Consider the following 25,796-nt stretch of genomic DNA (forward strand, 5'->3'; position numbering starts at 1 on the left):
AATCATTATCTTTTTCAATTGCTAAAAAATAAAAATCTAGAATGATCTTAAAGGCCGAAAATATTTCCAAACAATATCGACTGGGGACAGTAGGCACGGGCACCTTAAAGCACGATGCACAGCGTTGGTGGGCCGGGATTAGAGGCAAAGAAGATCCTTTCTTAAAAGTAGGTGCAGTAAATGACCGCTCCAGCAAAGCCAGTGAAGACTATGTGTGGGCTTTAAAAGACATTAATTTTGAGGTTAAGCATGGTGAAGTTCTTGGGATCATTGGAAAGAACGGAGCCGGTAAATCTACCTTATTAAAAATATTGTCCCGGGTTACTTCACCCACTACCGGGAGTATAAAAACAAAAGGACGAATCGCTTCCCTTTTAGAAGTTGGTACCGGTTTTCATGGCGAGTTAACCGGCCGGGAAAATATCTTTATGAACGGAGCGGTACTTGGGATGACAAAAACGGAGATCAAAAATAAGCTGGATGAGATCATCGCTTTTTCCGGTTGCGAAAAATATATAGACACCCCGGTAAAGCGGTATAGTAGCGGGATGACAGTTCGCCTGGGTTTTGCCGTTGCCGCACATTTAGAGCCTGAAATTTTAGTGGTAGATGAAGTACTCGCCGTAGGAGATGCCGAATTCCAAAAAAAAGCCATCGGTAAAATGCAGGATCTGTCTATTGGCGAAGGTAGAACAGTGTTATTTGTAAGTCATAATATGGCTAGTATAAAAAGTTTATGTACTAGTGGATTAGTTCTAAAAAATGGTAGCATATCTTACAATGGAAATATCAGAAAATGTGTAGAGAATTATCTCAATGATGATATTGAACAAAAGTGGCACTTTACAAGCTTTCAAAATAACTCTAGTGCCTTTATAAAAAATGTATTTGTAAGAACCAGTTATAAAAATGGAATACATGACTTCCTTGAAACAATTAAAATAGAAATTGAAATATATTCAAATTCGACAATAAGAAACCCAGCGGTTTCATATCAAATTTTGAATAATGATAACCAACCGATTGTTCATGAATTAATTTTAAATGAAGAAAAAGAATTTTGTCAAGATCAAGGTACCTTTAAGTTAATTTCCACTATTAATCAATTAAAACTGTACCAAGGTTTTTACAAACTGAACGTGTTTTTTTCAGATTACAAATCAGGTATTTTAATAGATTCTTTAAATGAAATATGTAAATTTGAAGTTATTAATAGCAATAAACGTCCGGTCTACTGGGCCACCGGTTCTGCGGTATATAAAGAAAACTCCACGAATTGGCAAATTTTAAATATATCTAAGTAATGGTAAGCCCCGTCAGTTTAAAATCTAACGATGCAGTACTTATAGAAGAATTTAATACTGAAAGTATTATTAATTCCTATAGGGAATTGGGATTAAATGTAAATCACTTTTTTAGTACTAAAAGCCTTTCTCTTTATAAGTGTAAATCTACCGGATATAGGTTTTATTATCCATATACCTCAATTGGGGATGCTCATTTCTACTCAGAATTATCAAAAGTTAGAAAAAATTACTATTCAACACGATGGGAACATCTTCAGTCTTTAGCATATTTAAAAAATAAAGAAAATGTATTGGAGATAGGTTCGGGATTTGGAATCTATTTATCCTTATTAGCAGAAAATAAAATTAATGGAAAGGGGTTAGAGTTAAATCCTCAAGCAATAGAAAATAATAATTCACCTTATACAATTGAAAACAAATTGATTGGGGAAGAATCGAAAGAAAATCCTAATAAATATGATGCTGTTGTTATGTTTCAGGTTCTGGAGCATGTCCCAAAAGTAAACAGTTTTATTACTGACGCCTTAAATTCGCTCAAGAAAGGCGGCAAACTTATAATTGGCGTTCCTAATAACAATCCTTATTTATTCATCAATGACAAACACCATACATTGAACCTACCCCCACACCATGCCGGTTTATGGAACAAAAAATCATTAAAATCTTTAGAAAAAGTTTTTCCATTAGAATTGGAGGTAATAGAGTTTGAACCATTAGAAGAATCATATGATCAATTTATAAACCATCTATTATCTAATAAACAAAATTTTTATTATAGAAAGCTTGTTAACATTACCAGAAAATTATTTCCAAAATTATTGAAGAAAATTTTATGCCGATTAATTAAAGGTAGAAATGTTTTAGCCGTATTCACGAAAAAATAATGGAGAATTTTACTAATGTTAATTTAACGGTTTCTAATTTAGACAGGTATTTTATTAGAAAGAGTATCCTTGAGAATATAGAACTAATTTCTTCAAAGCTTACAGGGGAATTAATTGATATTGGCTGTGGAAAGATGCCTTATAAAAATTATATCCTTAAGAATTCTCAAGTTGAAGCTTATATTGGATTGGATATAGAAACCGCAATTAATTATGATGAAAATATAAAACCTGATTTTTACTGGGATGGCATAACGATGCCTTTTGATTCAAATTCTTTTGACTGTGCTTTAGCTACGGAAGTGTTGGAACACTGTCCGGAGCCGGAAGTTGTTTTAAAGGAAATATATCGTATCCTTAAAACAGATAGTATATTTTTTTTTACAGTTCCATTTTTATGGAATTTACATGAAGTACCTCATGATGAATATCGATACACCCCTTTTTCACTGAAACGTCATTTAATGAATGCTGGTTTTGAAGATATAGAAATTAAAGCCACAGGAGGCTGGCATGCCTCAATGGCCCAAATGCTAGGACTGTGGGCAAGAAGAAGCCCCATGACTTCTATTAAGCGAAAAATACTTTCTTATTTTTTAAAACCTGTAATACGCTATTTGATAAAAATGGACCAACCTAAAAATATAGAGTTTACAGAAGGTCAAATGATAACCGGACTCACGGGAACAGCAAAGAAAAAGGTATGATAAATACTGCAATAATTTCACCTTCACAGAATGCATATTCTGAAACTTTTATCCAAGCTCACAAAAGGTTGGAAGGGAATATTTTTTACTATTACGGTGATAAATCATTCTTGCATTTAGAAGGTGAGGGTCCGCTTCCAAACATGCCTAAAACAACAATTTTGAAAGTAAAACGAAAGCTATTCAAAAAACCTTATTCATATCTTCAAGAGCAACTATTAATAAAATCATTTAAAAAAAATAATATTCAAGTAGTATTGGCGGAGTATGGAGTAACCGCCGCAATTCATCTACCGGCTATAAAACAGCTAAATTTGCCTTTAATCGTGCATTTTCATGGTTACGATGCATCCCGTAAAGATATAATTAAAAGATACAATAACTATAAGGAGGTTTTTGATTATTCCAGCTATATCATAGTTGTCTCAAAAAAAATGCATGATGATATACTAAATATGGGATGTCGTGAAGAAAAAATTATCTATAACCCATGTGGTCCTCATGATAAATTTCTGGATATCTCTCCAAAATTTACAAACCAGCAGTTTATATCTGTCGGTAGGTTTGTAGACAAAAAAGCGCCTTATTATACATTATTAGCATTCTCTAAGATTTTAAACAACTATCCAGAAGCAAAACTTGTAATGGCTGGAGATGGTGTATTAATTAATACCTGTAAAAATATAGCGCAGTATCTGGGAATGGAAAGTAGTGTTTCTTTTCCTGGTATTATAACACCTGAAAATTATAGAAAATATTTAGAAAATTCATTAGCATTTTTACAACATTCCATTACTGCAGAAAATGGTGATTCTGAAGGCACACCAGTAGCAATACTTGAAGCTAGTGGCGCGGGTTTACCTGTAATTTCTACAATTCATGCTGGGATACCCGATATTATTATAAATGGAACTACAGGTTTACTTGTAAAAGAACATGATGTTGATTCAATGGCTCAAAAAATGAAAGTACTTTTAGACAACTTAGAATTAGCAAAAGAAATGGGTAGGAAAGGAAAAAAGAATGTTTATGAAAATTACTCCATTGAAAAGCATTTAGAAAAAATCAACCATCTTATAAATTCTGCTGTAAAATTCAGAATGAATTAATTTTTGAATATTTATTAGTCAATTAATTTAAAGCCTGGGTTGTGGTAGAAAAACCTGACCGTATTTTAAAAAATCTAATCAAACTTTAATATCATAAATTGGAGTAGATGAAATTTTCAATACTTATTGCAAATTTTAATAATGGCGCCTTCTTTAAAGATTGTTATAGAAGTATTATAGATCAAACCTATAATAATTGGGAAGTCATCATTATTGATGATTGCTCTACAGACAACTCTGTCGAAAAAATAAAACATCTTATTGGAAATGACCCAAGATTTCAATTTTACACTAATAAAAAAAATCAAGGATGCGGTTATACGAAAAATAGATGTGTAGATCTGGCGAATGGAATAATATGCGGTTTTCTTGATTCTGATGATGCCTTAAAAAAAGACTCCTTAAAATTAATGGTCGAAACTCATCAAAAATCTCCTAAGATAGCTATTGTTACTTCAAAATATATCATAGCCAATAAAGACATGGAAATTGTTGGGGAATGTTCTCATGGCAATGAAATCCCTTCAGGAATGTCATATTTAACCTACGGTAAAGGGGCTATGACGCACTTTGCTTCATTTAAAAAAGCAGCATATAATAAAACAATAGGTATTAATAAGAATTATAAAAGAGCTGTAGATCAGGATCTTTATTATAAAATGGAAGAACAAGGCAACCATGTTTTTATTAATCAGTATTTATATATATATAGAAATCATTCACATAATATTTCTCTAGGTCAAAATAAATACAAAGCACATTACTGGCATTTTAGGGCAATATTAGATGCATATAAAAGAAGGAAGAAATTAAATTCAGATATTGATAACTTTACTTCAAAAGCAATAAAAAAATATAAGTCAGATTATTACCTTAATCGTTTTGAGACATTTAAGAACTCTAAGAATTATTGTTCAAAATTTTATTTCCTATATCAATCCTTTATAGCTGCTCCATTTTACAGACCATTTTCTATTCTTAAAGGTTTAGTGTATATAACATTGAGAAAAATATGAATACCCCGTTAGTTTCAATAATTGTCCCGTGTTATAATCAAGCTAAATATCTCGATGATGCACTGGAATCTGTGTTAAATCAAAAGTATTCTAATTGGGAATGTATTATTGTTAATGATGGGAGTTCTGATAAAACAGAAATTATAGCTGCAAAATGGTTAAAAAAAGATGATCGATTCCAATATCTTTTTCAAAAAAATGCAGGTTTAAGTACGGCCAGGAATAATGGTATTGAAAAAGCTTCTGGTGAATATATTTTGCCATTGGATGCAGATGACATGGTTAGTTCTGATTATATAAATTCGGCTGTAAAATCTTTTATGGAAGATCCAGAATTAAAGCTAGTGTATCCCGAAGTAGAAAAGTTCGGAGAGGAAACAGGTTTACTCAGTGTTCCAGATTTTTCCAGGATTACATTAGCAAGGCAAAACATGATTATTTGTTCAGCACTCTTTAAAAAAAATGAGTGGAAAAAGGTTGGAGGATATGATCCTAACTTAATATATGGTTTAGAAGACTGGGAGTTTTGGATTGCAATCCTTCAAAATGGTGGTAATGTAAAAAAACTTCAAATTAGAGGAATTTACTATAGAATTAAAAAAATATCAATGTCTAAAGCTATCACAGCAGAAGAAATCCTTTGGACTGAAAATTATGTCCTTAAAAAACACCCCAGGTTTTTTATCTCCAACTATAATGCGATAGTACAGGAATTACAAGATTTAGAATACCTTCTTAAAAGTGAAAAATTTCTTTTAAATTGCTTATTTAAAAGGATTCTGAATTTTACTTTTTTTAAATAAGATTGTAAAATTATTGTTTATATTTTTTTCTTCACTTCCATTTTAATCCTTCCATGAGAAAGAATTCAACCTCAAAACATGCACCACTAGTTTCCATTTGCATACCAACATACAATGGTGATAAATATCTAAAAGAGGCATTAGAATCAGTTCAAAAACAATCTTATGAAAATTTAGAAGTTATTTTTAGCGATGACAATTCTAAAGATCAAACAATGAAGATTATTTTAGAATTTAAGAAAAGATTTCATTCTCCAGTTTATATTTACCACCATACGCCCAAAGGAATTGGATCAAACTGGAATAACTGTGTAAAAAGAGCGAATGGGAAATATATTAAATTTCTTTTTCAAGATGATATTTTACTCCCTGAATGCGTTGAAAAATTAGTTTTACTAGCAGAAAAAGATAAACAGGTAGGTCTTGTTTTTTGTAGAAGAAATTTCTTGTTTGAACAAGAAAAGAGTAAGTTCAACGCATGGCTCAAATATCATAAAGAATTACATGTTCATTGGAAGAGTATCATTTTTAGAGATAATGATATTATCAGTGGTAAAAAATTATTGAGGGACAACCATATTTTAAGTTTTCCACAAAATAAAATTGGTGAACCATCTGCAGTTTTAATTAGAACGGAATGTTTTAACCGACTTGGATATTTTGAGGAGAGTTTACAACAGGCATTAGACGTGGAGTACTGGCTACGAATAATGAAAAGATATAAAGTAGGTTTTTTAGAAGATCAATTGATAAGTTTCAGAATACATCAAGATCAGGCCACTCAATTGAATCAAAGCAAAGGAATTAATGAAAAAGAATTATTAGAAAAGCTATGTTATAAAAGAGTTTTTTGGCACTTAAATTCTTCTGTTAGATGGAAACTATTTAAAAGCATAAACCGCAACCACCCAATTCGCAGAATATCCTATCTATATAATAAAAAGAAATGATTGCCATTGTTATCCCCTACTTTAAAATTACATTTTTTAAAGAAACTCTGGCTTCTTTAGCTAATCAAAGTAACAAGGATTTCCACGTTTATATAGGAGATGACAATTCCCCTGAAGACCCATATCCACTGATTAACTTGTATAAGTCTAAATGCAACCTACAATATAAAAAATTTGATACCAACTTAGGAAGCATTTCGCTGGCTAAGCACTGGGAAAGGTGTATTGAGATGACACGAGATGAAGAATGGATAATGCTTTTAGGTGATGATGATGTTCTTAGCTATAATGTCATTGATCAATTTTATAAGCAGTTGAATAAATCTGAAATAATGACAAACGTTATTCGTTTTGCAAGTTCACCTATTGATGCGAATGGTAAAGAAACCTGGAAGGTTTTTCAGCACCCTGAATATGAATCATCAATTGATTTCTTTTTTAGGAACAGAAGAAGTTCATTAAGTGAATATGTTTTCAATAAAAATGTATTAAAAGAAAAAGGTTTTCATGATTTTCCAATAGGATGGTGTTCAGATATCCTTGCGGTATTAGAAGTCTCAAATTTTTCAACTATCAATTCTATAAATAATGCTGTAGTTTACATTAGAAGCTCTTCTATGAACATCTCAAATAAAAAATATAAACAAAGAGAAAAAGCAATTGCAGCCAAAACCTTTTTACTTTATTTAATCAATAACAAATCTAAAAAATTTACTCGAAGTCAGAGATTAAAATTGATTATTGAGTTAGAAACCGAATTAGGAAAGGATAAAAGCTTATCCTTCAAAGATTGGTTTAAATTATTTAGGTTACACCTTTATAATTTTCAATTTTTAACTTTTTTTAAATTTTCAAGAAGATTTTTCATGCACAGATGGAAATTAATAACCATTAAATGGTAATTATGAAGTTAGCAATCGTAATACCCTATTTTAAAATCGCCTATTTTCATCAAACTTTAGAAAGTCTTGAAAATCAAACTAATAAAAACTTTAATATCTATTTAGGTGATGACGCTTCACCAGAAGACCCTTTAGAACTAATAGATAAAACTAATTTAAGAATTACTTATAAAAGATTTTCTTCTAATTTGGGATCGACCTCATTAATTCAACAATGGGAAAGATGTATTGAGATGACAAGAAATGAAGAATGGATAATGCTTTTAGGTGATGATGATGTTCTACAATCGAATGTTATCGAAAAATGGTATGAGAAATATAATTTTTTTATAGGCAAAGCAAATGTTGTAAGATTTGCTTCAGTCAAAATTAATCACAAATCTTTTGTATATTCCGATCCATTTTTTCATCCTATTTGGGAAGCAGCAACCGATTCCTATTATAGAAGATTCAAAGGATGGACTAGAAGTTCATTATCTGAACATATATTTTCCAGAAACTCCTATAAGATGCATGGGTTTCATAACTACCCATTAGGTTGGCACAGCGATGATCGAGCTTGGTTGGAGTTTTCAAATAATAAACCTATTTATTCTATCAACGATGCAATTGTTTCTATTAGAATTTCTTCTCTAAGTATTTCCGGAAGAACAGACAACGATATTGAGAAACTCGTAGCTACAAAAAGTTTCTATGAGTATTTAATCTTAAAGAAGTTGTTTAAATTCCAGCAATATCAAAAAATTCAAATAGTAAGGAGATATAAAACTTTTCTAAAGGAAATAAAATCTTTCGAGTTTAGGGAAATAATGATTATTGGATATACCTATACTAGATATTTTAAGAGTCAGACTTTTATAAAGTTTAAAAATAAAATTTTCCATAAAAAATTAACCCAAAAATAATTTTTTTACTTTTATTATAAATAAATGACACTTTATCAAATAAAACGATTCTACCATCTATATTTTTCTTACAATACTTTTTTAACCACTTTACAAAAAATTTATCATATTCTAGAAAAAAAAGAATTTGAAGATGCAGTTACCATTATTATTACAAGCTCGGGGCGAAAAGAATATTTGGTGCAAACTATCACCAGTCTGAGGAAAAATCTTATCTCTAAAAGAAAAGTATATTGGTATATCATTGACGACAACCCTGTTTCTAATGAAACTCAAAAGTATATTCGGTCAATGAATTTTGATAAAATAATTTTAAATAAAAAAAACAGGGGCCTGGGCTACAGTTTAAATCGTATCTATAGAAGTGTTTTTACTAAATATATATTTCATTGTGAAGATGATTGGGAGTTTTTAAATGAAATTAACCTAGATCTAATTATATCTCAGTTAAAATCTAAAGAACAACTCATCTTAAACAGAAAACAGCCCCAAAAAGAAGCTCCTGATTTAATTAACGGAGAAGCATATTTAAGAAGATACTATAGTTTTAACCCTCATCTAGTTAAATATAAATCAATACTAAAAATACTTCCATTTTCTAATAAAAGTACGGAAAGAACCTTTTCAGACAGAGCTAGAGAAAACTCTATTAATTCAAGAATCTATAAGTATAATAAGATAGTATTTGTAAGTCATATTGGGGAGAAGCGAACAGTTAAGAAATATTAATAGAAAAAAATAATTAAACTGTTCTCATATTAAAAAGTTATGAAGCCAACAATAAGTATAATTATTCCTACTTACAATCGAGCTCACCTTATTCTTGAGACACTAGAAAGTGTTAGAAATCAAGATTTTAAAAATTGGGAGTGTTTGATAATTGATGATCATTCCACAGATAATACTAAAACTATCGTTTGTGATTTCATAGAAGAAGACAAAAGATTTCGGTATATCAATAAAGGCAAAGATATTAATCGAGGTGCAAGTATATCTAGAAATATTGGAATATCGATGTCTAAAGGTGAATATTTACAATTTTTAGATTCAGATGACATCTTGGCCTCGAATAAATTGAAAGAACAGTTCGAAATATTATCAGCCTATTCTTCAAAATGCATTTCTACCTGTAAATGGGGTATATTTAACTTTAAATCCGATCCTTTGGAGCTTTATGAGAATAAAGCAGATTATAAAACATTTTGTTCTCCAATAGAATATTTTGAAGTTATTGGAAAAGTTGGTGGATTCTTTCCACCTCACTGCTTTTTAATTCATAAAGAACTACTATGCTATTCGGGCTATTGGAACGAAAATATAAGTCTAAATGATGATGGTGAATTTTTTTTTAGGATTATTTTAAATTGTGAAAAAATACTTTTTACAGAAAATACATATGTTAGATATAGAAATAAAAGTGAAAGAAAAGATAATTTAAGTATTTTAAATACTTCGACAAAAGCTCAGGATTTACTAAATAGCTGGAAAATTATTGAAGCATTGTATTTTACTAAATATCCTAACAAAAAATCTACGTATTTAATCAAAAAAAAAGAAAGCGTATATTTTGAATTAAAGAAGGCCTATCCGCATCTAATTAAAAAAAACAAACGGTTTTTTCCACAAGAAATTAAAAATGACAATTTATATGTGAAATATATGAAGGTTAAAAAAAAGATCATAAAAAAAATAAAGAGTTTTATCCAATAATTTAGATGCGCCAAGGCTATAACCCTTATAAAGATAATAAAACTAAACCATTACCTTTTTCCCATCAGGTGGTTATACCAGTTTATATTCCGCATCAAAAAGACTATTTTAAAGACTCTTTTCAAATTCTCAAATTATGTATAGGTTCCATCTTAAAAACCAGTCATCCTAAAACTTTTATTAGTATTATCGATAATGGTAGTTGCAATGAAGTTTCTGAGTATTTACAAAACTTACTAAACTCAGGTGAAATTCAAGAGTTAACCACCACGAAAAACATTGGAAAATTAAACGCTATAATAAAGGCTGTTGCCGGGCAAAATATTCCTTTAGTAACCATTACCGATGCTGATATGCTTTTCTTGAGTAACTGGCAAAGTGAGACAGTAAAAGTTTTTAATGCGTTTCCAAAAGCAGGTGTTGTAGGTTTAATTCCACAGTTCCTTACTTATCAAAACAAAAGCGAAAATCTGCTATTGGAGCATTTCTGGAATAAAAAACTTCGTTTTATTCCGGTTAAAAATCCGTTTGCCCTTGCAAAGTTTTACGAGAGTATTGGGTGGGAACCTAATTATTCCCGTGCCAAATTAGATTATATTTTAGGTCTTACCGCTGAAAATGGACATATAGCTTGTGTAGGTTCTGGACATGCCGTTGCAACATATAGAAGAGAACTATTTAATTTTGATTTTCCACTCTATAATCCTTATAAAATGGGCGGTGGTAGCGAACAAATTCTGGATGATCTCCCCTTAAAATATGGTTTATACCGTTTCACTACTTATGACAATTATGCATATCATTTGGGGAATGTTTATGAAGATTGGATGCAAAAAAAATTTTCTACATTAGATTCAGAAGAGAAAGAATTAACTTTAAAGGAAACCCCATTTACAAAAAAGACTGCTAGTGCTTTTTCTCAATTTAAAGAAAAGCTCATGAATAAAGCTTTAAAGAGTTTTAAAATAAGGATGGTATTTTTAAAACATAAAGGTTTGCCTAAAGAGGTTAGAAAATATTTTTAATGAATAAAACTAACCACATTCCCCAAATTGAAAATATCACCCTTGTTATTTCTACAAAGGATCGTATTGATGAATTAAGAGAAACACTTGATAAATTAAGCTTATTATTAAAGGCCGGAATGCCGGTAATAATTTGCGATGATGGTTCAACAGATGGGACTTCTCATTTTTTAAAAGCCAATTATCCTGAAATTAGAGTTATATGCAATATTGAAAGCCGGGGCTTAATCTTTAGCCGTAACAGGTTACTAAATATGGTTGAAACAGACTTTGCTATTTCACTAGATGATGATGCTAATTTTTTGAGTGATCATCCTCTTTTGGAAATAGGTAAGTATTTTGATGCAAATCATAATTGTGCGGTGACCTCTTTCCGGATATTTTGGTCCAGGGAAATTCCTGAAGTCACTTATTCGACGGATAAACCTATAAGGGTCAAAAGTTTTGTTGGTTGCGGTCATGCCTGGCGTATGAAAGCTTGGAGAGATATCCCCAATTATCCAGACTGGTTTATTTTCTATGGTGAAGAGGATTTTGCCTCCTATCATCTTTTTAAAAAAAACTGGGAAGTTCATTACCTACCACAAGTTTTAGTGCATCACCGGGTGAACGTAAAGGCAAGAAGAACTGAAAAAGATTATAGTCAAAGATTAAGATATTCTTTAAGAGCAGGATGGTTCTTGTATTTGCTTTTTTTACCATTAAAGTTCATCCCAAGAAAATTAGCCTACTCTATTTGGATTCAATTAAAAATAAAAGTTTTTAAAGGTAATAAGCAGGCTCTGAAAAGTCTTCTGCTGGCAGGAAAAGATCTTCTCTTTAACCTACCTAGGTTAATAGCTTTTAGAAAAAAGCTGTCCGCAAGAGAATATAATATCTATATTGGTTTATCGGATACAAAAATTTATTGGCACCCATCCAGGGAAAAAAGATGAAAAAACAACTTCTAAAATATATTCTTCCATCGAGTGTACAAAAAAGACTTGCATTAAGAATAAACCATTGGAAGCATTGCTTTTTTTTAAATGATCTAAGAAGGAAAATAATTACTTACTATAGCGCTAGAAAGCATTTGACATTAGAAGAAAAAGAGATTCTGAATTTTCTAAAGCTAAATCCACTCCATGTCTTTCCATATAGTTTTGTAAAAAAATATAATTTTAATGAAATTCAAATATTTTATGATGAAATTAAGGATTTGAAATACGTCAATTATTATCAAAAAAAATTATATTTTAAAAGAAGAATGTCAGAGCAGGCAATAAAAAGTTTATTTATTGGATTACTTATTGATCAAGATGAGAATTCTCCACATAGATACTTAGATAAAAAATTCCAGGTTGATAATACAGATATTGTTGTGGATGCCGGTGCGGCTGAAGGTAACTTCTCCCTTTTGATTATTGATTACGTTCAAAAAATTATTCTTTTTGAATCTGATCCAGAATGGATAGAACCTTTAAATGCTACTTTTGAGCCATGGAAAGACAAGGTTGAAATTATTCAAAAAAAAATATCTGATAAAACTGATGAATTTGAAATAAAACTCGATGACTTTTATGAGCACGAAAAATTTACTTTTATTAAAGCAGACATAGAAGGCTACGAATCTAAATTAATTGAAGGACTAAGAGGCACGCTAAAAAAAGAAATACCACTAAAGCTAGCCATTTGCACATATCACCAACAGGAAGATTTTATGAGTTTTTCTCGTATTCTACAAAAAAATCATTTCTATTTAAGTAGTCCCAGAGGTTATATGATATTTTATTATGACAAGGATATCCAGCCACCTTTTCTTAGAAAAGGGATTTTAAGAGCTGAAAAAGAAATAGCCAGTACATGATAAAAGAAACAACTGCCTTAATAACATCCGTTTCTAATTTTGATCTTTATCAAAAAACTTCTCAATTTTTCCCTAATAATATCCCTCATTACGTAATAGATGGAAGAAATGGCATGCATGGTCTGGCCAGCATTTTTTACACCTTCAAAAAATTAAAAAATAAAGGTATTGAATGGCTTATAATGGCAGATGAAGATGTGATCTTTCAAAAATCTGAACAAGTTTTTGAATTAATTGAATACATGAAAGAAAACGATTATCGAGTAGCAGGAGTTCGGGAAGGTGGAGTTATTTCTCATAAACCTTTTAATCCTTACGCGATAAATACTTTTTTTTCTATTCTTCATTTTTCCGAAATTGAAAAAATTTTTAATAGAAGAGAAATTAAAAATCAACAATATATCGAACCAAATGAATTCAATGATGAATTGAAAGGTCTAAAAATGGATTTCGATATTGAAAGTTTATATGAGCCCTATTATTGTTTTTATTTCTGGTTAAAAAGGAAAGGATTTAAATTTCTATATCTTAATGTAAGTACTGACTTTCCCCATGACAATTTTACTAGTTCGGTCTATGATCCAGCTGGAAATCTATTATTATACCATACCTGGTATGCCAGAGCTTATGGCCAAAATGAAAAACATACAAAACGTATAAACAAAATTTTAAATACAATCCCAAAATCTGCAAGGTCTTCTTTTTCCCCGGTTGTATTTAAAGATCCGCATTTCAGGTGGAAACTTAGAATGAAGAAGAATTTTAGAAAAATTAAAATGAAATTAAACAAATTAGGATGTTACTAATAGCGGAAATAGCACAGGCACATGAAGGCAGCCTTGGAATTGCCCATTCTTATATTGATGCCCTTGCAAAAACTGGCGTAGACGCGGTAAAGTTTCAAGTACATATCGCTGAAGCTGAAAGTAGCATCTATGAGCCTTTCCGTATTAATTTTTCCAAACAGGAGAATAGCCGTTATGATTATTGGAAGCGTATGGAATTTTCTACTGAACAATGGCGGGAATTAAAAACTCATTGTGATAAAGTTAATATTGAGTTTATGGCTTCCCCTTTCAGTAATACCGCTGTTGACCTTCTTGAAGAACTTGACGTAAAACGTTATAAAATTGGTTCTGGTGAGGTTAATAATTTTTTATTACTAGAAAAAATTGCGAGGACTGGCAAACCGATTATCCTATCTTCTGGGTTGAGCTCTTTTGAGGAACTGGATGATACCGTAAAATTTTTAAAAAATAAAAATATAGAGTTTTCTATTTTGCAATGCACCACCTCCTACCCCACCGTACCTGAGAACTATGGTCTTAATGTAATCAAGGAGATGAAAAAAAGGTACGAAGTCCCCATTGGATATTCCGACCACTCCGCAAAATTAGAAACCGGTATTGCAGCGATCACGCTTGGCGCAGAAATTCTTGAATTTCATGCAGTATTTAATCGGGAAATGTTTGGCCCCGACGCCTCTTCTTCTCTGGAATTAAATGAAATCAAACAATTGGTATCTTCCATAAGAAATTTAGAAAATGCCCTGCAGCACAAAGTAGACAAGGATGATAACTCCTCCTTATTGGATTTAAAGGAAATTTTTGAGAAGTCATTGGCAGTAAATAAAGATTTACCATTGGGTCATATAATCACTTTTGAAGATCTGGAATCAAAGAAACCAAGAGGATATGGAATTCCTGCTTTTCAATTTCAACAAGTAATAGGGAAAAGTATAAAGAGTGAATTAAAAAAGTGGGATTTCCTAAAGGAAGATCATATTCATTGAGATGTACAAGTTTCTCACTTATATGCCAGTCCAATACATATTTACTACTTTAGCTTAATTGAAATTTTTTCGATAACAAACAGCTTATGCCCAAACGAAAGATATGTGTTGTAGTAACCGCCAGGCCTTCATACAGCAGGATAAAGACTGCACTTACTGCCATTCAGGCACATCCAGAACTGGAACTTCAACTGGTAATTGCTGGCTCTGCACTACTTGACAGGTATGGAAACGCTATCGATTTTATCGAAAAAGATGGGTTTCCAATTGCTGCCAAAGTATTTATGGTGCTCGAAGGAGAAAACCCAACCACAATGGCAAAAACTACAGGTCTGGGAGTTATGGAATTAACCAATGTTTTTTATAATCTTAAACCAGATGCCGTAATTACGATTGCTGATCGTTTTGAAACCATTGCTACATCCATAGCCGCAGCCTACCAGAATATTCCATTGGTCCACCTTCAGGGAGGAGAAGTTACCGGTAGTATAGATGAAAAAGTTAGACATGCCAACACAAAACTTGCAGATCTGCATTTGGTATGTACAGAAGATGCAAAGCAAAGAGTAATTAAATTGGGTGAATATCCTCATAAGGTTATTAATACTGGCTGTCCTTCTATAGATCTCGCAAAACAGGTTGCCCAGGATCCTGAGCTTGATTTTGATCCGGTAAAAAAGTATGGTGGTGTTGGACCAGAATTTTCCTGGATAAATGGATACATGGTAATAATGCAACATCCGGTAACTACAGAGTATAAAGACGCAAAAGCCCATATTTTGAAAACTCTGAAAGCAGTGAAAGCTTCAGGTTATCCTGCATTTTGGTTTTGGCCTAACGTGGATGCAGGTTCTGATGGAACCTCAAACGGAATCAGATCTTTTCGCGAACTGGAGAAGCCAGAAAACATACATTTTTTTAAGAATATGAATCCCATAGATTTCTTGAAATTAATGAAGAATGCCAGGGTTTTGGTTGGAAATTCCAGTGCCGGAATAAGGGAATGTTCTTATCTTGGTATCCCAGTAGTAAATATAGGCAACCGTCAAAATCGTAGAAAACGTGCGCAAAATGTTACAGATGTTGATTACAATGAGCGTCAAATTCTTTCAGCGATAGAGGAAGGAATTAACAGGGAACATTATCCAGCTTCAGAAATATATGGCGTTGGAGAGTCGGGAAATAAGATTGCTGAGATACTTGCAACCGTAGAGCTATCGTTCTCCAAGACAATTTCATATTAAATTAATCATCATTAAGCATTAAAAAAAATAACTTGAAAATCTTAGGAATTATACCGGCGCGTGGAGGAAGCAAAGGTATCCCGGGCAAGAACATTAAGCTTCTGGGAAAGAAACCACTCCTGGAGTACACTGTTGATGCCGTAAGATCATCCAGTCTTCTAGATCGTTGTATTCTTAGCTCTGAAGATAATAATATTATCCAGATTGCCCATCAGCTTGGACTGGATGTACCTTTTAAGCGTCCAGAGAACCTTGCAGATGACAATAGTACTTCACTGGATGTCATAAGACATGCTATCGATTTTTTCGAATCAAAGAATGATTTTTTTGACGCAGTTTGCCTATTACAGGTAACCTCACCTTTCCGGGAAAAATCCCTTATCGATAAGGCTATTTTAAAATTTATAGAATCCCGGGCTGATTCCCTTATTTCAGTCAGGGAAGTTCCTTCAGAATATAATCCACACTGGGTATTTGAGGAAGCTGAAACTAATCTTTTGAAGATTGCCACCGGGGAATCAGAAATTATTTCACAACGACAAAAACTACCAAAAGCCTATCATAGGGATGGTTCTATATACTTAAGCAAGACTTCTGTGATAAAAAATCAAAACTCCCTATATGGTGAAAAAATTTCATTCATCGATAATACCGGAAGTAGTTATGTAAATATCGATGAGCCTGCGGACTGGAAAAAGGCGGAAAACTTATTAAAATCGATAAGATAATGTGTGGTATTGCAGGAATTATTTCAGAAAACCCTAAAGAAACAGCTTTAAAAACCATGTTGAAAAAGCAGTCTCATCGGGGTCCAGACCATACGGGAGTATTTATGGACAAGGGTTTTGCTAGATTAGGACATAATCGCCTCTCCATAATTGATCTCTCCCCAGAAGCTAATCAACCATTTTGTGATCTATCTAAAAGATATTATCTCACTTTCAATGGGGAAATTTACAACTATAAAGAGCTAAAACTGGAATTAAAACATGTTTATAGATTCCAGACCTCCTCTGACACAGAAGTATTATTAGCCGCATTTATGCACTGGGGAAAAGAATGCCTTCATAAATTAAATGGAATGTTTTCTTTTGCAATTTGGGATACTCAGGAAAAGACCTTATTCGCTGCAAGAGACAGATTTGGAGTAAAGCCTTTTTATTATTTTTCAGGTAATGGGTTTTTTTATTTTGCCAGTGAAATTAAGAGTATACTATCCGTGACCAAATTTAATTCTCCAAATAAAAAGGTCTGGGCGAATTATTTTAAATATGGATCCTATGGCATGTCCCATGAAACTTTTTATAAAGATATAAATCAACTTCCGGGAGGCTATTCCCTTGAATATTCTAAAGGAACCTTATCTATATCCAGATGGTACAATTTTGAGGCACGTATTAAAGACACCCCTAATAACTACGAATTCCACCAGGCAAAAGAATATTACCTTGAAATGCTTCGCGATAGTATTACACTCAGATTTCGAGCCGATGTTCCTGTCGGTTTCAATATTAGCGGTGGGGTAGATAGTTCTCTTCTTTTAGCACTTGTAAATCTATCCAAGGAAAAAAGCAATATCAATGCCTATACTTTTTATACCGGAGATAAACGCTATGATGAATTACCCTGGGTTAAAGAAATGATCTCATATACAGATAACCCTCTCCATAAGGTGAAATTTGTAGCCTCAGAGGTTGAAAAGGATAACGAATTTATCAGTAAAATTCAGGATGAACCTTTTGGAGGTATACCTACCCTGGCTTACTCCAAAATTTTTAAGCAAGCTCATAATGATGGTATTAAAGTTCTTCTGGATGGTCAGGGGATGGATGAGCAATGGGCCGGATATGATTATTATTTAAATTCAAGAAATACTACAATTCAGGGAACAGGAAATTTGAGCCCATTCCGCAAAAATGTATTAAACCCGGAATTTGCTAAATATTCGGTAAAACCTGAATATCCTGAACCATTTGAAAATAGACTACAGAATCTCCAATATCGTGATCTATTTTACACAAAAATACCAAGAGCTCTAAGGTTTAATGATCGGGTTTCCATGGCTTATAGCACTGAACTAAGAGAGCCTTTTTTAGATCATCGCCTGGTAGAATTCGCATTTGCTCAGCCCCAAAATTTTAAGATTAAAGGGGAAGTCCAGAAATTTTTAATCAGAGAAATATTAAGCCAAATTACCTCGAGAGAGATCAGCCATGCTCCTAAACGCCCATTACAAACCCCGCAAAGGGAATGGCTGGGGGATGAACTTAAAAAGTATGTTTCTGAAAATCTTGAAAATCTTAAATCATGTGTTTTAGCAGATTGGTTTGACCATCAGGAAATTGAAAAAGAATGGAAAAAATATCTGGCCGGTGATAATTATAGTAGTTTTCATATCTGGCAGTGGATTAACGCTGCGCAACTTTTGGCTTAAAAATTCAATTCATTCAATTACACCAATCAAATTTTATTCTTCTACTTATTCTTAAACAGTATCTATAAAATTCTTTTCTGTGCGGTTAAAAATTATCAAACCAATTAGGAACAGTAAAACTGAAATTCCTAGAGTATAAAAGAATCCGGACCAGGTAAATATTCCTGAATCAAGGATCATAAACCTGAATCCCTCTATGATCTGGGTTAAGGGATTATATTTTACAATCCAGTCCCATTCCGGCATTTTTTTCGAGACTTCACTCAGAGGATAAGGCACTGCAGAAATATACATCAATAAAGAAGTAGCAAAACCTATTAATACGCTTAGATCTCTGTATTTTGTAGTGAGCGCTGAAATTATCATTCCTGCTCCGAGTCCCAACAACGCCATCATTAAAACATACACAGGAAATAAAAATAAATTGGAATTGGGATTTATATCATAGCCTCTCCAGATAAAATAAAAATAAAAAACAATTAATATTATAAGTTGGATTCCAAATTTAAAAAGATTGGAAATTACAGTCTTTAAGGGCATAATAACCCTGGGAAAATAGACCTTCCCAAATATTCCTGCATTGGCAGCAAAAGTATTGGAAGTTCCTGTAAGACATTGATTAAAATAATTCCAGGCCGTTATCCCGGTTAGATTAAAAAGAAAAGATGGCACATTCCCGGTAGGAATACTTGCGATATTATTAAACACCAACGTAAAAATGATAGAAGTAAATAATGGTTGAATAAAAAACCAAAGGGGTCCTAGAATAGTTTGTTTATAAACTGTAACAATATCCCTTTTGACAAAAAGAACAAGCAAATCCCGGTATCTCCAGATCTCCCTAAAATTAAGATCAATAAGTTTTCTCTTAGGACTTATTTCATATAACCATTCCTCATCTTTCTGCATAATACAAATGAACTATTCGAAGTTTCGCATGAATTTTCTCCAGGAATCTTTCAATTGGGCAGTTCGGGAAGGAGCTGCACCATAATAACCTTTAGCATAACGATTATATCCGTAACCATAACCGTAGCCATAACCATAGCCATAACCATAGCCGTATTTGGCACTATGTACAAAATGGTTCAATACAAAACTGATATTCTTGATCTCTCCCTTATCGTATTTTTGATTGATGGTTTCCAGCATTCCTCTTTTGGTATAATCCTGCCTTATCATATATAGAGTTGCATCGGCATGTTTAACTAAATTAAGTGCATCAGCTACCATCCCGATTGGCGGGGTATCAAGAATTATGTAGTCATAATCTTGTTTAAGATCTTCAATTAATTTATCCATTTTCTCTGTTAAGAGTAATTCAGAAGGATTTGGCGGCACCGGTCCCGAGGTGATTACATCTAAGTAAGGTATCTTACTCTTCTGTACTATCTCTTCTGATGTTGCCTGATCTATTAGGTAATTAACAATTCCCAGATCATTATTCAATTCAAAATCGTCGAATATCTTCGGCTTCCTAAGATCCACTCCAACCAGTACCGTTTTTTTCTCACTTAAGGCGAATACTGTAGCCAGGTTCATAGCGCAGAATGTTTTTCCTTCACCCGATACCGAAGAGGTGATCATAACGGTTTTGGAGCCAGTTACACCCTGCCTTTTATACATAAATTGTAAACTCGATCTGAGACCTCGGAAACTCTCGGCTATCGAGGATTTTGGAGAATTAAATACTGCCAGGTTTCCGTCCATCTTATTTTTACCTATTAGCCCTAGAATGGGGATGGGTGAGAGTCGGGTAATTTCCTGGGCATTATGAATATTTGTGTTTAAAAATACTAAAAGGAATACAAATATTAAAGGTATAACTCCACCTACCATTACCGCCATCACATAATTCAATTGTGTATTAGGCCCTATTCGCCCTCCACCAGTATCCTTGGCTTTATCAATTATTAATACGTCACTTACATTTGCTGCCTTTATAAGTCCTGCTTCGCTGCGCTTTTCAAGAAACATATTGTAAGTTTTCTCATTTATCGCATACTTTCTTTGAATCTTAAGAAGGTCCTGTTCCTCTTGGGGTAATTTTCGAACTTCATTTTCAAGTCTGCCTATCTGCCCATTTATATTATTTAATTCAGTACTTAGAAGCCCCTTTGAAGAACTAATATTTTCTAAAAGAATCGATTTGACCGAATTGATCTGACGATCAATATCATCAAATATTGGAGAATTTTCTTTTAGCGTATACTGATAATTTTGACGTTCTTCAGCCAGTTGAATAATCTTGGATACACCACTAGAAATACTAACTTCGCTTATTCCAGCCACAGATGGCGCAGGAACATTGGAGTAATCAGTTCTAGTCTGTAAATAATCTTGTAGGTTATCAAAATATGCTAACTGTCGCCTAACTTCTTCTTTTCTAACATCAAGATTCGCTAATTTGTTAGATAGTTCACTACTTTCAGCTGATATATCAAGAATTGAATTATTGTTCCTAAAATTATTAAGTTCGTTTTCAACCTGTTTTAAGGAAATAGCCTGAACCGCCAAACTACTATCTATGAATCTTATCGTCTTGGTAGCGAATAAATTCTTTCGTTTCAGCATATTTCCACTCAACACATTTACCGATCCATTGAGATAATCTACCAGGCGGTCCTTATTTAGTCCCACCTGACTTAAATTGAGTACCGAGGAACCATTAGATTCAGGATTTACACTTATAGTGTTATATTTCCCCACTGACTCATCGAATGGAGTAAAACTAATATAAAAGCTTTTAAGTTGAATAGGTTTATCACTAAGTTTCAGATGTCCTGAAAAAAAAGGAAGTTTTATATGTTCCCCTATCTTAAAAATTCTATTAAACTCTCTCGCCTCAACTATGCGAGAATCAGTTTCTTTGGTTTTATAATTAGTTCGGGATAAATTCTTAGGAACATTAGCGCGTAAATTAAAGCTTGTTGCATCCAGCATTTGGATTTCTATAATAACATTATTGGCCTGAAAAGCAGTAGTGTCTGCAATTACTATAAAAGGTGTTTTCCCATAGGCATCAACTCTTTGATATTCACCATCCTCGAGATATTTAATATAGAATTGAAGTTTTTCTACTACTTCTTCATTATGCGACCTGGACCTCAGAATTGTCATAGCCGTGTTTACTTTATCTGAAGTCCCACCCCAGTTAAAAGTTAAACTGGTATTGGAAGTGAAAAAGGGATTTTGATCATCCTTTATAGAAATGGTATTCCATAAACGGTATACCGGCAACTTACGAACATTATTATAATAAGCTACTGCAAGACTTATACCTACAGAAAGAAGGATCAACTTCCAGTAGCTAATCACTTTAAGAATAAATCCTTTAAAATCAAAGGTGGAACCTACCTCTGATATATGATCATCTTCATGTGCCATTATCTAGTTGTTATTAAATAAATAGAGGTAACCAGGGTTACTAAACTAACTACCGTCCTGAAAACCTCTATTCCGGTCGTTCCAAGGCCCAATGCTTTTCTGGGTAAAGGATTCACCACGATCATATCATTAGGTTGAATATAATAATAGGGACTGCTTAGTGCATCAATATCTGTAACATCAATAGTATGAACCTCTTCGCCCTGCGGATATTGCCTGATGATCTGTACATTTTCCCGGTCTCCATAATCTGTGATCCCTCCGGCATTGGCAATAGCCTCCATGATGGTGAGTTGTTCTTTATAAACAACCTGGCTGCCCTGACTAATTTCACCCAAAGTAGTGTAGCGAATCCCGGCAAGTTTTACGGTCACGAATATATTTGCCTCCTCCTTAAAATATTCTTCGAGTAACTTTTTCTCTATTTTCTCCCGAACTTCCTTTTCGGTAAATCCCAAAACATTGATCTCTCCCATCGTGGGTACCCGAATATTTCCATGGTCATCTACGGTAAAGCCATCAAAATAAACATTCTGTTCTGTTGTTGCATTTGGATTAGCTTCACTAATTGGATTAAACATTCCCACAAGTTCCTGGTCCAGGGCTTTAACTCTTATGCTTAATAGATCTCCTACCTGTATCCGGTAGGGTTTGCGCAATCGCTCAACCTGGATTATGCTGTCTGCCTCTTCTTCATATTCCTGAAGATAAGACATCTGCTTGGTAGATACGCAGGAGGTTAAGGCTAGTATTGCAGCGAATAAAAACAAAAAAGATTTAAATCGCATAAAGGGCTTCACATTGTTTTAACAAATATAGTTTTTACAGGCAAATATCAAAACTTTAGAAAGGAATTAAGTTATTGTCTGTTGTCTGTTGTCTGTTGTCTGTTGTCTGTTGTCTGTTGTCTGTTGTCTGTTGTCTGTTGTCTGTTGTCTGGTAAAGTTTATCAAAATTTCTTAACTCGTACTTTGTAATTCATTTTTTTTAATGTCATTTCGAACGAAGTGCAGCGAAGTGAGAAATCTCATGCTAAAAATTCGAATAACGCTCAATAGAAGAACCAAATTCCGTTTAGTAAGAGACTCTTCGTTGCACTCAGAGTGACAATTAACAACCAAACAAAGATCCAACATAGAGAATAGGGATCCAGATAACTTTTTACTGTCATTTCGAAGGAGCATAGCGACTGAGAAATCTCAATAATTTGACTCACTCGAAAGAGATTTCTCCCTACGGTCGAAATGACAACTCAGATATAAGAGGTGGGAGATTTTGAAATAAATGCAGGGTTATATTTTTTGTTCCATCTATTCCTCCGTCATGCTGAACTTGTTTCAGCATCTTAACAGATAACCTATAACTGCTTATTGATCATTGTTTATTGATTATTACTAATTGATTAATCTTACTTCGTACTTTTGAAACCAGAACGGAAAACATACAACCGAGAACATAGAACATGAATTACCTCTCAGTAGAAAACATAGCTAAATCCTACGGCGAACGCAGGCTTTTCGAAAATATCAGCTTCGGAATTAACAAAGACCAAAAAGTTGGCTTTGTAGCTAAGAATGGAACCGGTAAAACCAGCCTTTTAAATATTCTCGCAGGCACCGACTCCCCCGATGAAGGCCAGGTGATCTACCGTAACGATATTCGCGTAGCTTTCCTTTCCCAGGAACCCAACCTTGATCCCGAGCTTACCATTGAACAAAGCATCTTTACCAGTGAAAACCCAACGCTTAAGGTAGTGGAACAATACGAAAAGGCCATGCTGAATCCGGAAGATGCCGATGCCCTTCAAAAAGCCATGGATGCTATGGAAGCAAATAACGCCTGGGATTTTGAGACCGAATTCAAACAGATTCTGTACAAGCTTAACCTGGAAGATCTTCAGGCGGTAGTAAAGAACCTTTCCGGCGGACAAAAAAAACGTCTCGCCCTGGCCAGAATGTTGTTGAAAAAACCGGATTTTATAATCCTGGATGAACCTACCAACCACCTTGATCTGGATATGATAGAATGGCTGGAAGATTATTTTAAAAAGCAGGACTTCACCATTTTTATGGTCACTCACGACCGCTATTTCCTGGAAAGGGTCTGTAATGAGATCATCGAACTGGAAGATGGCAAGCTTTATACTTATAAGGGAAACTACTCTTATTACCTCGATAAAAAGGAAGAAAGACATCAGCTGGAGGCTACAAATACCGATAAAGCCCAGCAGTTATATAAGAAAGAACTGGATTGGATGCGTCGCCAGCCCAAGGCCCGTACCACGAAATCCAAGTCACGTATCGAGGATTTTCATGAAATAAAGCATAGGGCAAGTCAGCGAAGACAGGATCATAAAGTTCAACTTGAACTTAATATGGAACGTCTGGGAAGTAAGATCGTGGAAATTCATAATATCTCGAAAGAACTGGGTGGTAAGGAGCTAATAAATCATTTCAGCTATACTTTTCAAAAAGGTGAGCGCCTTGGGATCATAGGTAAGAACGGAACTGGAAAATCCACCTTTTTGAATATGCTTACCGGCAATATGAAACCAGACACGGGCAAAATAGTAATTGGCGAGACGGTCAAATTTGGTTATTATACCCAGAAAGGAATTAAAATAAAACCCGGCCAGAAAGTTATTGAAGTCATTAAAGAGTTTGGAGATTATATTCCGCTTAAAAAGGGCAGACAGATCTCAGCAGAGCAGCTTCTGGAAAGGTTTCTTTTCAGCAGAAAAAAACAATACGATTTTGTTGAAAAGCTCAGTGGTGGGGAAAAGAAAAGGCTTTACCTCTGTACAGTTTTAGTTCAGAATCCGAATTTTCTAATTCTGGATGAACCTACCAACGACCTGGATGTATTAACATTAAATGTCCTGGAGAACTTTTTACTCGACTTCCCCGGTTGCATCATCGTCGTTTCTCACGACCGTTATTTTATGGATAAGATCACAGATCACCTATTCGTATTTCAGGGGGAAGGTGAGATCACAGATTTTCCGGGAAATTATACCGATTACAGGGAATACGAGGCTTCCAAGCCTAAGGCCGACAAATCGCCTTCGGAAGATACTCAGTCAAAAAAAGAGAAAAAGGAATATAAATCTAATAGCACAGGTCCTTCTTTAAGTTATAACGAGAAAAAGGAATATTCTAAGCTGGAAAAACAGATCGCCACGCTGGAAACTAAAAAAGAAGAAGTTCAGAAAAGATTCCTGCAGGAATTGGACGGAGATGAAGTAGCTGAGAATTCAATGAAGCTAAAAGAGATTGAAAATGAGATCGAAGCTAAAACTGAAAGATGGTTTGAGTTGATGGAGAAGCTTGAGCAGTGAGCAGTGAGCAGTGAGCAGTGAGCAGTGAGCAGTGAGCAGTGAGCAGTGAGCAAAAATTAAAAAATCACTTTTACTTCAATTTAATTATATCATAAGCTTTCAAAATTAAGCCTTCGAGAATATCGGCCTTTTGAAAATTTAATGTAAAACTTAAAAAGAAAGAACCTTGAAATTTTAGGCTGTTTATTACTTTATAAAATAACTCTGAACTAGAAAAATAGGAATAATTAATATTCCAAAATATACAATTTTTAGTTTTATCTTTTTTGCAAGTGTAGTGCTTTCATGACGTTAAAAATTTTCGAAGCCCTGGAGAAAATTTAGTCATGGAAGTACGGTTTCAATTTGCGGTAGCAAAATTGAAAACACCTACAAAAAAGTGTCCTTTTTTTGGTTCGTTTTTTTGGACAAGCAAAAAAATGAACAATCATGAAATTA

At 33.5% G+C, this 25,796-nt stretch carries 23 protein-coding genes; 20 read left to right on the plus strand and 3 right to left on the minus strand.

Annotation, left to right across the window (positions count from 1 at the left end):
• The first annotated feature begins 41 nt into the window (after positions 1–41).
• The 19 genes from LGQ90_RS08635 to asnB all read left to right on the plus strand — a co-directional run bounded on the left by LGQ90_RS08635 (position 42) and on the right by asnB (position 18,634).
• Positions 42–1,304, plus strand: a complete 1,263-nt coding sequence (locus LGQ90_RS08635; protein ID WP_229340149.1) for an ABC transporter ATP-binding protein — start codon at positions 42–44, stop codon at positions 1,302–1,304.
• Positions 1,304–2,191 carry a class I SAM-dependent methyltransferase gene (locus LGQ90_RS08640; RefSeq protein WP_229340151.1) on the plus strand — a complete coding sequence of 296 codons (888 nt, stop codon included), beginning with the start codon at positions 1,304–1,306 and terminating at the stop codon, positions 2,189–2,191. Before LGQ90_RS08635 ends, LGQ90_RS08640 begins: the two co-directional genes overlap by 1 nt.
• Positions 2,191–2,898 (plus strand): class I SAM-dependent methyltransferase, encoded by a 708-nt coding sequence (locus LGQ90_RS08645; protein ID WP_229340153.1) that lies wholly within the window; start codon positions 2,191–2,193, stop codon positions 2,896–2,898. The genes LGQ90_RS08640 and LGQ90_RS08645 overlap by 1 nt, the downstream gene beginning before the upstream one ends.
• A complete protein-coding gene (locus LGQ90_RS08650; RefSeq protein WP_229340156.1) occupies positions 2,895–4,007 on the plus strand; it encodes a glycosyltransferase in 1,113 nt (370 codons plus the stop codon). Before LGQ90_RS08645 ends, LGQ90_RS08650 begins: the two co-directional genes overlap by 4 nt.
• 107 nt (positions 4,008–4,114) lie before the next feature.
• Positions 4,115–5,023, plus strand: coding sequence for a glycosyltransferase family 2 protein (locus LGQ90_RS08655; protein WP_229340159.1), 909 nt, complete (start codon positions 4,115–4,117; stop codon positions 5,021–5,023).
• The gene (locus tag LGQ90_RS08660) at positions 5,020–5,826 is read left to right on the plus strand and encodes a glycosyltransferase family A protein (protein WP_229340161.1); all 807 of its coding nucleotides are present in this window, start codon (positions 5,020–5,022) and stop codon (positions 5,824–5,826) included. Before LGQ90_RS08655 ends, LGQ90_RS08660 begins: the two co-directional genes overlap by 4 nt.
• Positions 5,827–5,879: 53 nt before the next feature.
• Complete coding sequence (locus LGQ90_RS08665) at positions 5,880–6,776, plus strand: glycosyltransferase family 2 protein (RefSeq protein WP_229340163.1); 897 nt, start codon at positions 5,880–5,882, stop codon at positions 6,774–6,776.
• Entirely contained in the window at positions 6,773–7,678 is a 906-nt protein-coding gene (locus LGQ90_RS08670; RefSeq protein WP_229340165.1) for a glycosyltransferase, read from the plus strand. The genes LGQ90_RS08665 and LGQ90_RS08670 overlap by 4 nt, the downstream gene beginning before the upstream one ends.
• A 2-nt stretch (positions 7,679–7,680) precedes the next feature.
• Positions 7,681–8,583 (plus strand): glycosyltransferase family 2 protein, encoded by a 903-nt coding sequence (locus LGQ90_RS08675; protein WP_229340167.1) that lies wholly within the window; start codon positions 7,681–7,683, stop codon positions 8,581–8,583.
• 24 nt (positions 8,584–8,607) lie between these two features.
• Positions 8,608–9,312 carry a glycosyltransferase family 2 protein gene (locus tag LGQ90_RS08680; protein WP_229340169.1) on the plus strand — a complete coding sequence of 235 codons (705 nt, stop codon included), beginning with the start codon at positions 8,608–8,610 and terminating at the stop codon, positions 9,310–9,312.
• A 39-nt stretch (positions 9,313–9,351) separates the two neighbouring features.
• Positions 9,352–10,293, plus strand: a complete 942-nt coding sequence (locus LGQ90_RS08685; protein WP_229340171.1) for a glycosyltransferase family 2 protein — start codon at positions 9,352–9,354, stop codon at positions 10,291–10,293.
• A gap of 5 nt (positions 10,294–10,298) precedes the next feature.
• Positions 10,299–11,318: a glycosyltransferase family 2 protein gene (locus LGQ90_RS08690; protein WP_229340173.1), complete on the plus strand. Its 1,020-nt coding sequence runs from the start codon at positions 10,299–10,301 to the stop codon at positions 11,316–11,318.
• A complete protein-coding gene (locus LGQ90_RS08695) occupies positions 11,318–12,253 on the plus strand; it encodes a glycosyltransferase family 2 protein (protein WP_229340175.1) in 936 nt (311 codons plus the stop codon). Before LGQ90_RS08690 ends, LGQ90_RS08695 begins: the two co-directional genes overlap by 1 nt.
• The gene (locus LGQ90_RS08700) at positions 12,250–13,164 is read left to right on the plus strand and encodes an FkbM family methyltransferase (RefSeq protein WP_229340176.1); all 915 of its coding nucleotides are present in this window, start codon (positions 12,250–12,252) and stop codon (positions 13,162–13,164) included. Before LGQ90_RS08695 ends, LGQ90_RS08700 begins: the two co-directional genes overlap by 4 nt.
• Positions 13,161–13,970 carry a hypothetical protein gene (locus LGQ90_RS08705; RefSeq protein ID WP_229340178.1) on the plus strand — a complete coding sequence of 270 codons (810 nt, stop codon included), beginning with the start codon at positions 13,161–13,163 and terminating at the stop codon, positions 13,968–13,970. Before LGQ90_RS08700 ends, LGQ90_RS08705 begins: the two co-directional genes overlap by 4 nt.
• Positions 13,961–14,956, plus strand: coding sequence for an N-acetylneuraminate synthase family protein (locus tag LGQ90_RS08710; protein WP_229340180.1), 996 nt, complete (start codon positions 13,961–13,963; stop codon positions 14,954–14,956). The genes LGQ90_RS08705 and LGQ90_RS08710 overlap by 10 nt, the downstream gene beginning before the upstream one ends.
• An 86-nt stretch (positions 14,957–15,042) precedes the next feature.
• Positions 15,043–16,200, plus strand: a complete 1,158-nt coding sequence (neuC, locus tag LGQ90_RS08715; RefSeq protein WP_229340183.1) for a UDP-N-acetylglucosamine 2-epimerase — start codon at positions 15,043–15,045, stop codon at positions 16,198–16,200.
• A gap of 32 nt (positions 16,201–16,232) precedes the next feature.
• Complete coding sequence (locus tag LGQ90_RS08720) at positions 16,233–16,928, plus strand: acylneuraminate cytidylyltransferase family protein (protein ID WP_229340185.1); 696 nt, start codon at positions 16,233–16,235, stop codon at positions 16,926–16,928.
• Positions 16,928–18,634, plus strand: a complete 1,707-nt coding sequence (gene asnB, locus LGQ90_RS08725) for an asparagine synthase (glutamine-hydrolyzing) (RefSeq protein WP_229340187.1) — start codon at positions 16,928–16,930, stop codon at positions 18,632–18,634. The genes LGQ90_RS08720 and asnB overlap by 1 nt, the downstream gene beginning before the upstream one ends.
• 51 nt (positions 18,635–18,685) lie before the next feature.
• Here asnB and LGQ90_RS08730 read toward each other — a convergent pair whose 3' ends face one another.
• The 3 genes from LGQ90_RS08730 to LGQ90_RS08740 are packed head-to-tail and all read right to left on the minus strand — an operon-like array spanning position 18,686 to position 22,809.
• Positions 18,686–19,543 carry an ABC transporter permease gene (locus LGQ90_RS08730; protein WP_229340190.1) on the minus strand — a complete coding sequence of 286 codons (858 nt, stop codon included), beginning with the start codon at positions 19,541–19,543 and terminating at the stop codon, positions 18,686–18,688.
• Positions 19,544–19,555: 12 nt separating this feature from the next.
• Entirely contained in the window at positions 19,556–22,021 is a 2,466-nt protein-coding gene (locus LGQ90_RS08735; RefSeq protein ID WP_229340191.1) for a polysaccharide biosynthesis tyrosine autokinase, read from the minus strand.
• A complete protein-coding gene (locus tag LGQ90_RS08740) occupies positions 22,021–22,809 on the minus strand; it encodes a polysaccharide biosynthesis/export family protein (RefSeq protein WP_229340194.1) in 789 nt (262 codons plus the stop codon). Before LGQ90_RS08740 ends, LGQ90_RS08735 begins: the two co-directional genes overlap by 1 nt.
• Before the next feature lie 674 nt (positions 22,810–23,483).
• Here LGQ90_RS08740 and LGQ90_RS08745 point away from each other — a divergent pair.
• Positions 23,484–25,358, plus strand: a complete 1,875-nt coding sequence (locus tag LGQ90_RS08745; protein WP_229340196.1) for an ABC-F family ATP-binding cassette domain-containing protein — start codon at positions 23,484–23,486, stop codon at positions 25,356–25,358.
• Positions 25,359–25,796 lie beyond the last annotated feature (438 nt).

It is taken from the genome of Christiangramia sediminis (assembly GCF_020552705.1).
Taxonomy (GTDB): Bacteria; Bacteroidota; Bacteroidia; order Flavobacteriales; family Flavobacteriaceae; genus Christiangramia; species Christiangramia sediminis.

What these genes read in the sequence shown, in the direction of transcription:
- LGQ90_RS08635 (WP_229340149.1), top strand. Translation starts at nt 42, where the DNA reads ATGATCTTAAAGGCCGAAAATATTTCCAAACAATATCGACTGGGGACA.
- LGQ90_RS08640 (WP_229340151.1), top strand. Translation starts at nt 1,304, where the DNA reads ATGGTAAGCCCCGTCAGTTTAAAATCTAACGATGCAGTACTTATAGAA.
- LGQ90_RS08645 (WP_229340153.1), top strand. Translation starts at nt 2,191, where the DNA reads ATGGAGAATTTTACTAATGTTAATTTAACGGTTTCTAATTTAGACAGG.
- LGQ90_RS08650 (WP_229340156.1), top strand. Translation starts at nt 2,895, where the DNA reads ATGATAAATACTGCAATAATTTCACCTTCACAGAATGCATATTCTGAA.
- LGQ90_RS08655 (WP_229340159.1), top strand. Translation starts at nt 4,115, where the DNA reads ATGAAATTTTCAATACTTATTGCAAATTTTAATAATGGCGCCTTCTTT.
- LGQ90_RS08660 (WP_229340161.1), top strand. Translation starts at nt 5,020, where the DNA reads ATGAATACCCCGTTAGTTTCAATAATTGTCCCGTGTTATAATCAAGCT.
- LGQ90_RS08665 (WP_229340163.1), top strand. Translation starts at nt 5,880, where the DNA reads ATGAGAAAGAATTCAACCTCAAAACATGCACCACTAGTTTCCATTTGC.
- LGQ90_RS08670 (WP_229340165.1), top strand. Translation starts at nt 6,773, where the DNA reads ATGATTGCCATTGTTATCCCCTACTTTAAAATTACATTTTTTAAAGAA.
- LGQ90_RS08675 (WP_229340167.1), top strand. Translation starts at nt 7,681, where the DNA reads ATGAAGTTAGCAATCGTAATACCCTATTTTAAAATCGCCTATTTTCAT.
- LGQ90_RS08680 (WP_229340169.1), top strand. Translation starts at nt 8,608, where the DNA reads ATGACACTTTATCAAATAAAACGATTCTACCATCTATATTTTTCTTAC.
- LGQ90_RS08685 (WP_229340171.1), top strand. Translation starts at nt 9,352, where the DNA reads ATGAAGCCAACAATAAGTATAATTATTCCTACTTACAATCGAGCTCAC.
- LGQ90_RS08690 (WP_229340173.1), top strand. Translation starts at nt 10,299, where the DNA reads ATGCGCCAAGGCTATAACCCTTATAAAGATAATAAAACTAAACCATTA.
- LGQ90_RS08695 (WP_229340175.1), top strand. Translation starts at nt 11,318, where the DNA reads ATGAATAAAACTAACCACATTCCCCAAATTGAAAATATCACCCTTGTT.
- LGQ90_RS08700 (WP_229340176.1), top strand. Translation starts at nt 12,250, where the DNA reads ATGAAAAAACAACTTCTAAAATATATTCTTCCATCGAGTGTACAAAAA.
- LGQ90_RS08705 (WP_229340178.1), top strand. Translation starts at nt 13,161, where the DNA reads ATGATAAAAGAAACAACTGCCTTAATAACATCCGTTTCTAATTTTGAT.
- LGQ90_RS08710 (WP_229340180.1), top strand. Translation starts at nt 13,961, where the DNA reads ATGTTACTAATAGCGGAAATAGCACAGGCACATGAAGGCAGCCTTGGA.
- neuC (WP_229340183.1), top strand. Translation starts at nt 15,043, where the DNA reads ATGCCCAAACGAAAGATATGTGTTGTAGTAACCGCCAGGCCTTCATAC.
- asnB (WP_229340187.1), top strand. Translation starts at nt 16,928, where the DNA reads ATGTGTGGTATTGCAGGAATTATTTCAGAAAACCCTAAAGAAACAGCT.
- LGQ90_RS08730 (WP_229340190.1), bottom strand. Translation starts at nt 19,543, where the DNA reads ATGCAGAAAGATGAGGAATGGTTATATGAAATAAGTCCTAAGAGAAAA.
- LGQ90_RS08735 (WP_229340191.1), bottom strand. Translation starts at nt 22,021, where the DNA reads ATGGCACATGAAGATGATCATATATCAGAGGTAGGTTCCACCTTTGAT.
- LGQ90_RS08740 (WP_229340194.1), bottom strand. Translation starts at nt 22,809, where the DNA reads ATGCGATTTAAATCTTTTTTGTTTTTATTCGCTGCAATACTAGCCTTA.
- LGQ90_RS08745 (WP_229340196.1), top strand. Translation starts at nt 23,484, where the DNA reads ATGAATTACCTCTCAGTAGAAAACATAGCTAAATCCTACGGCGAACGC.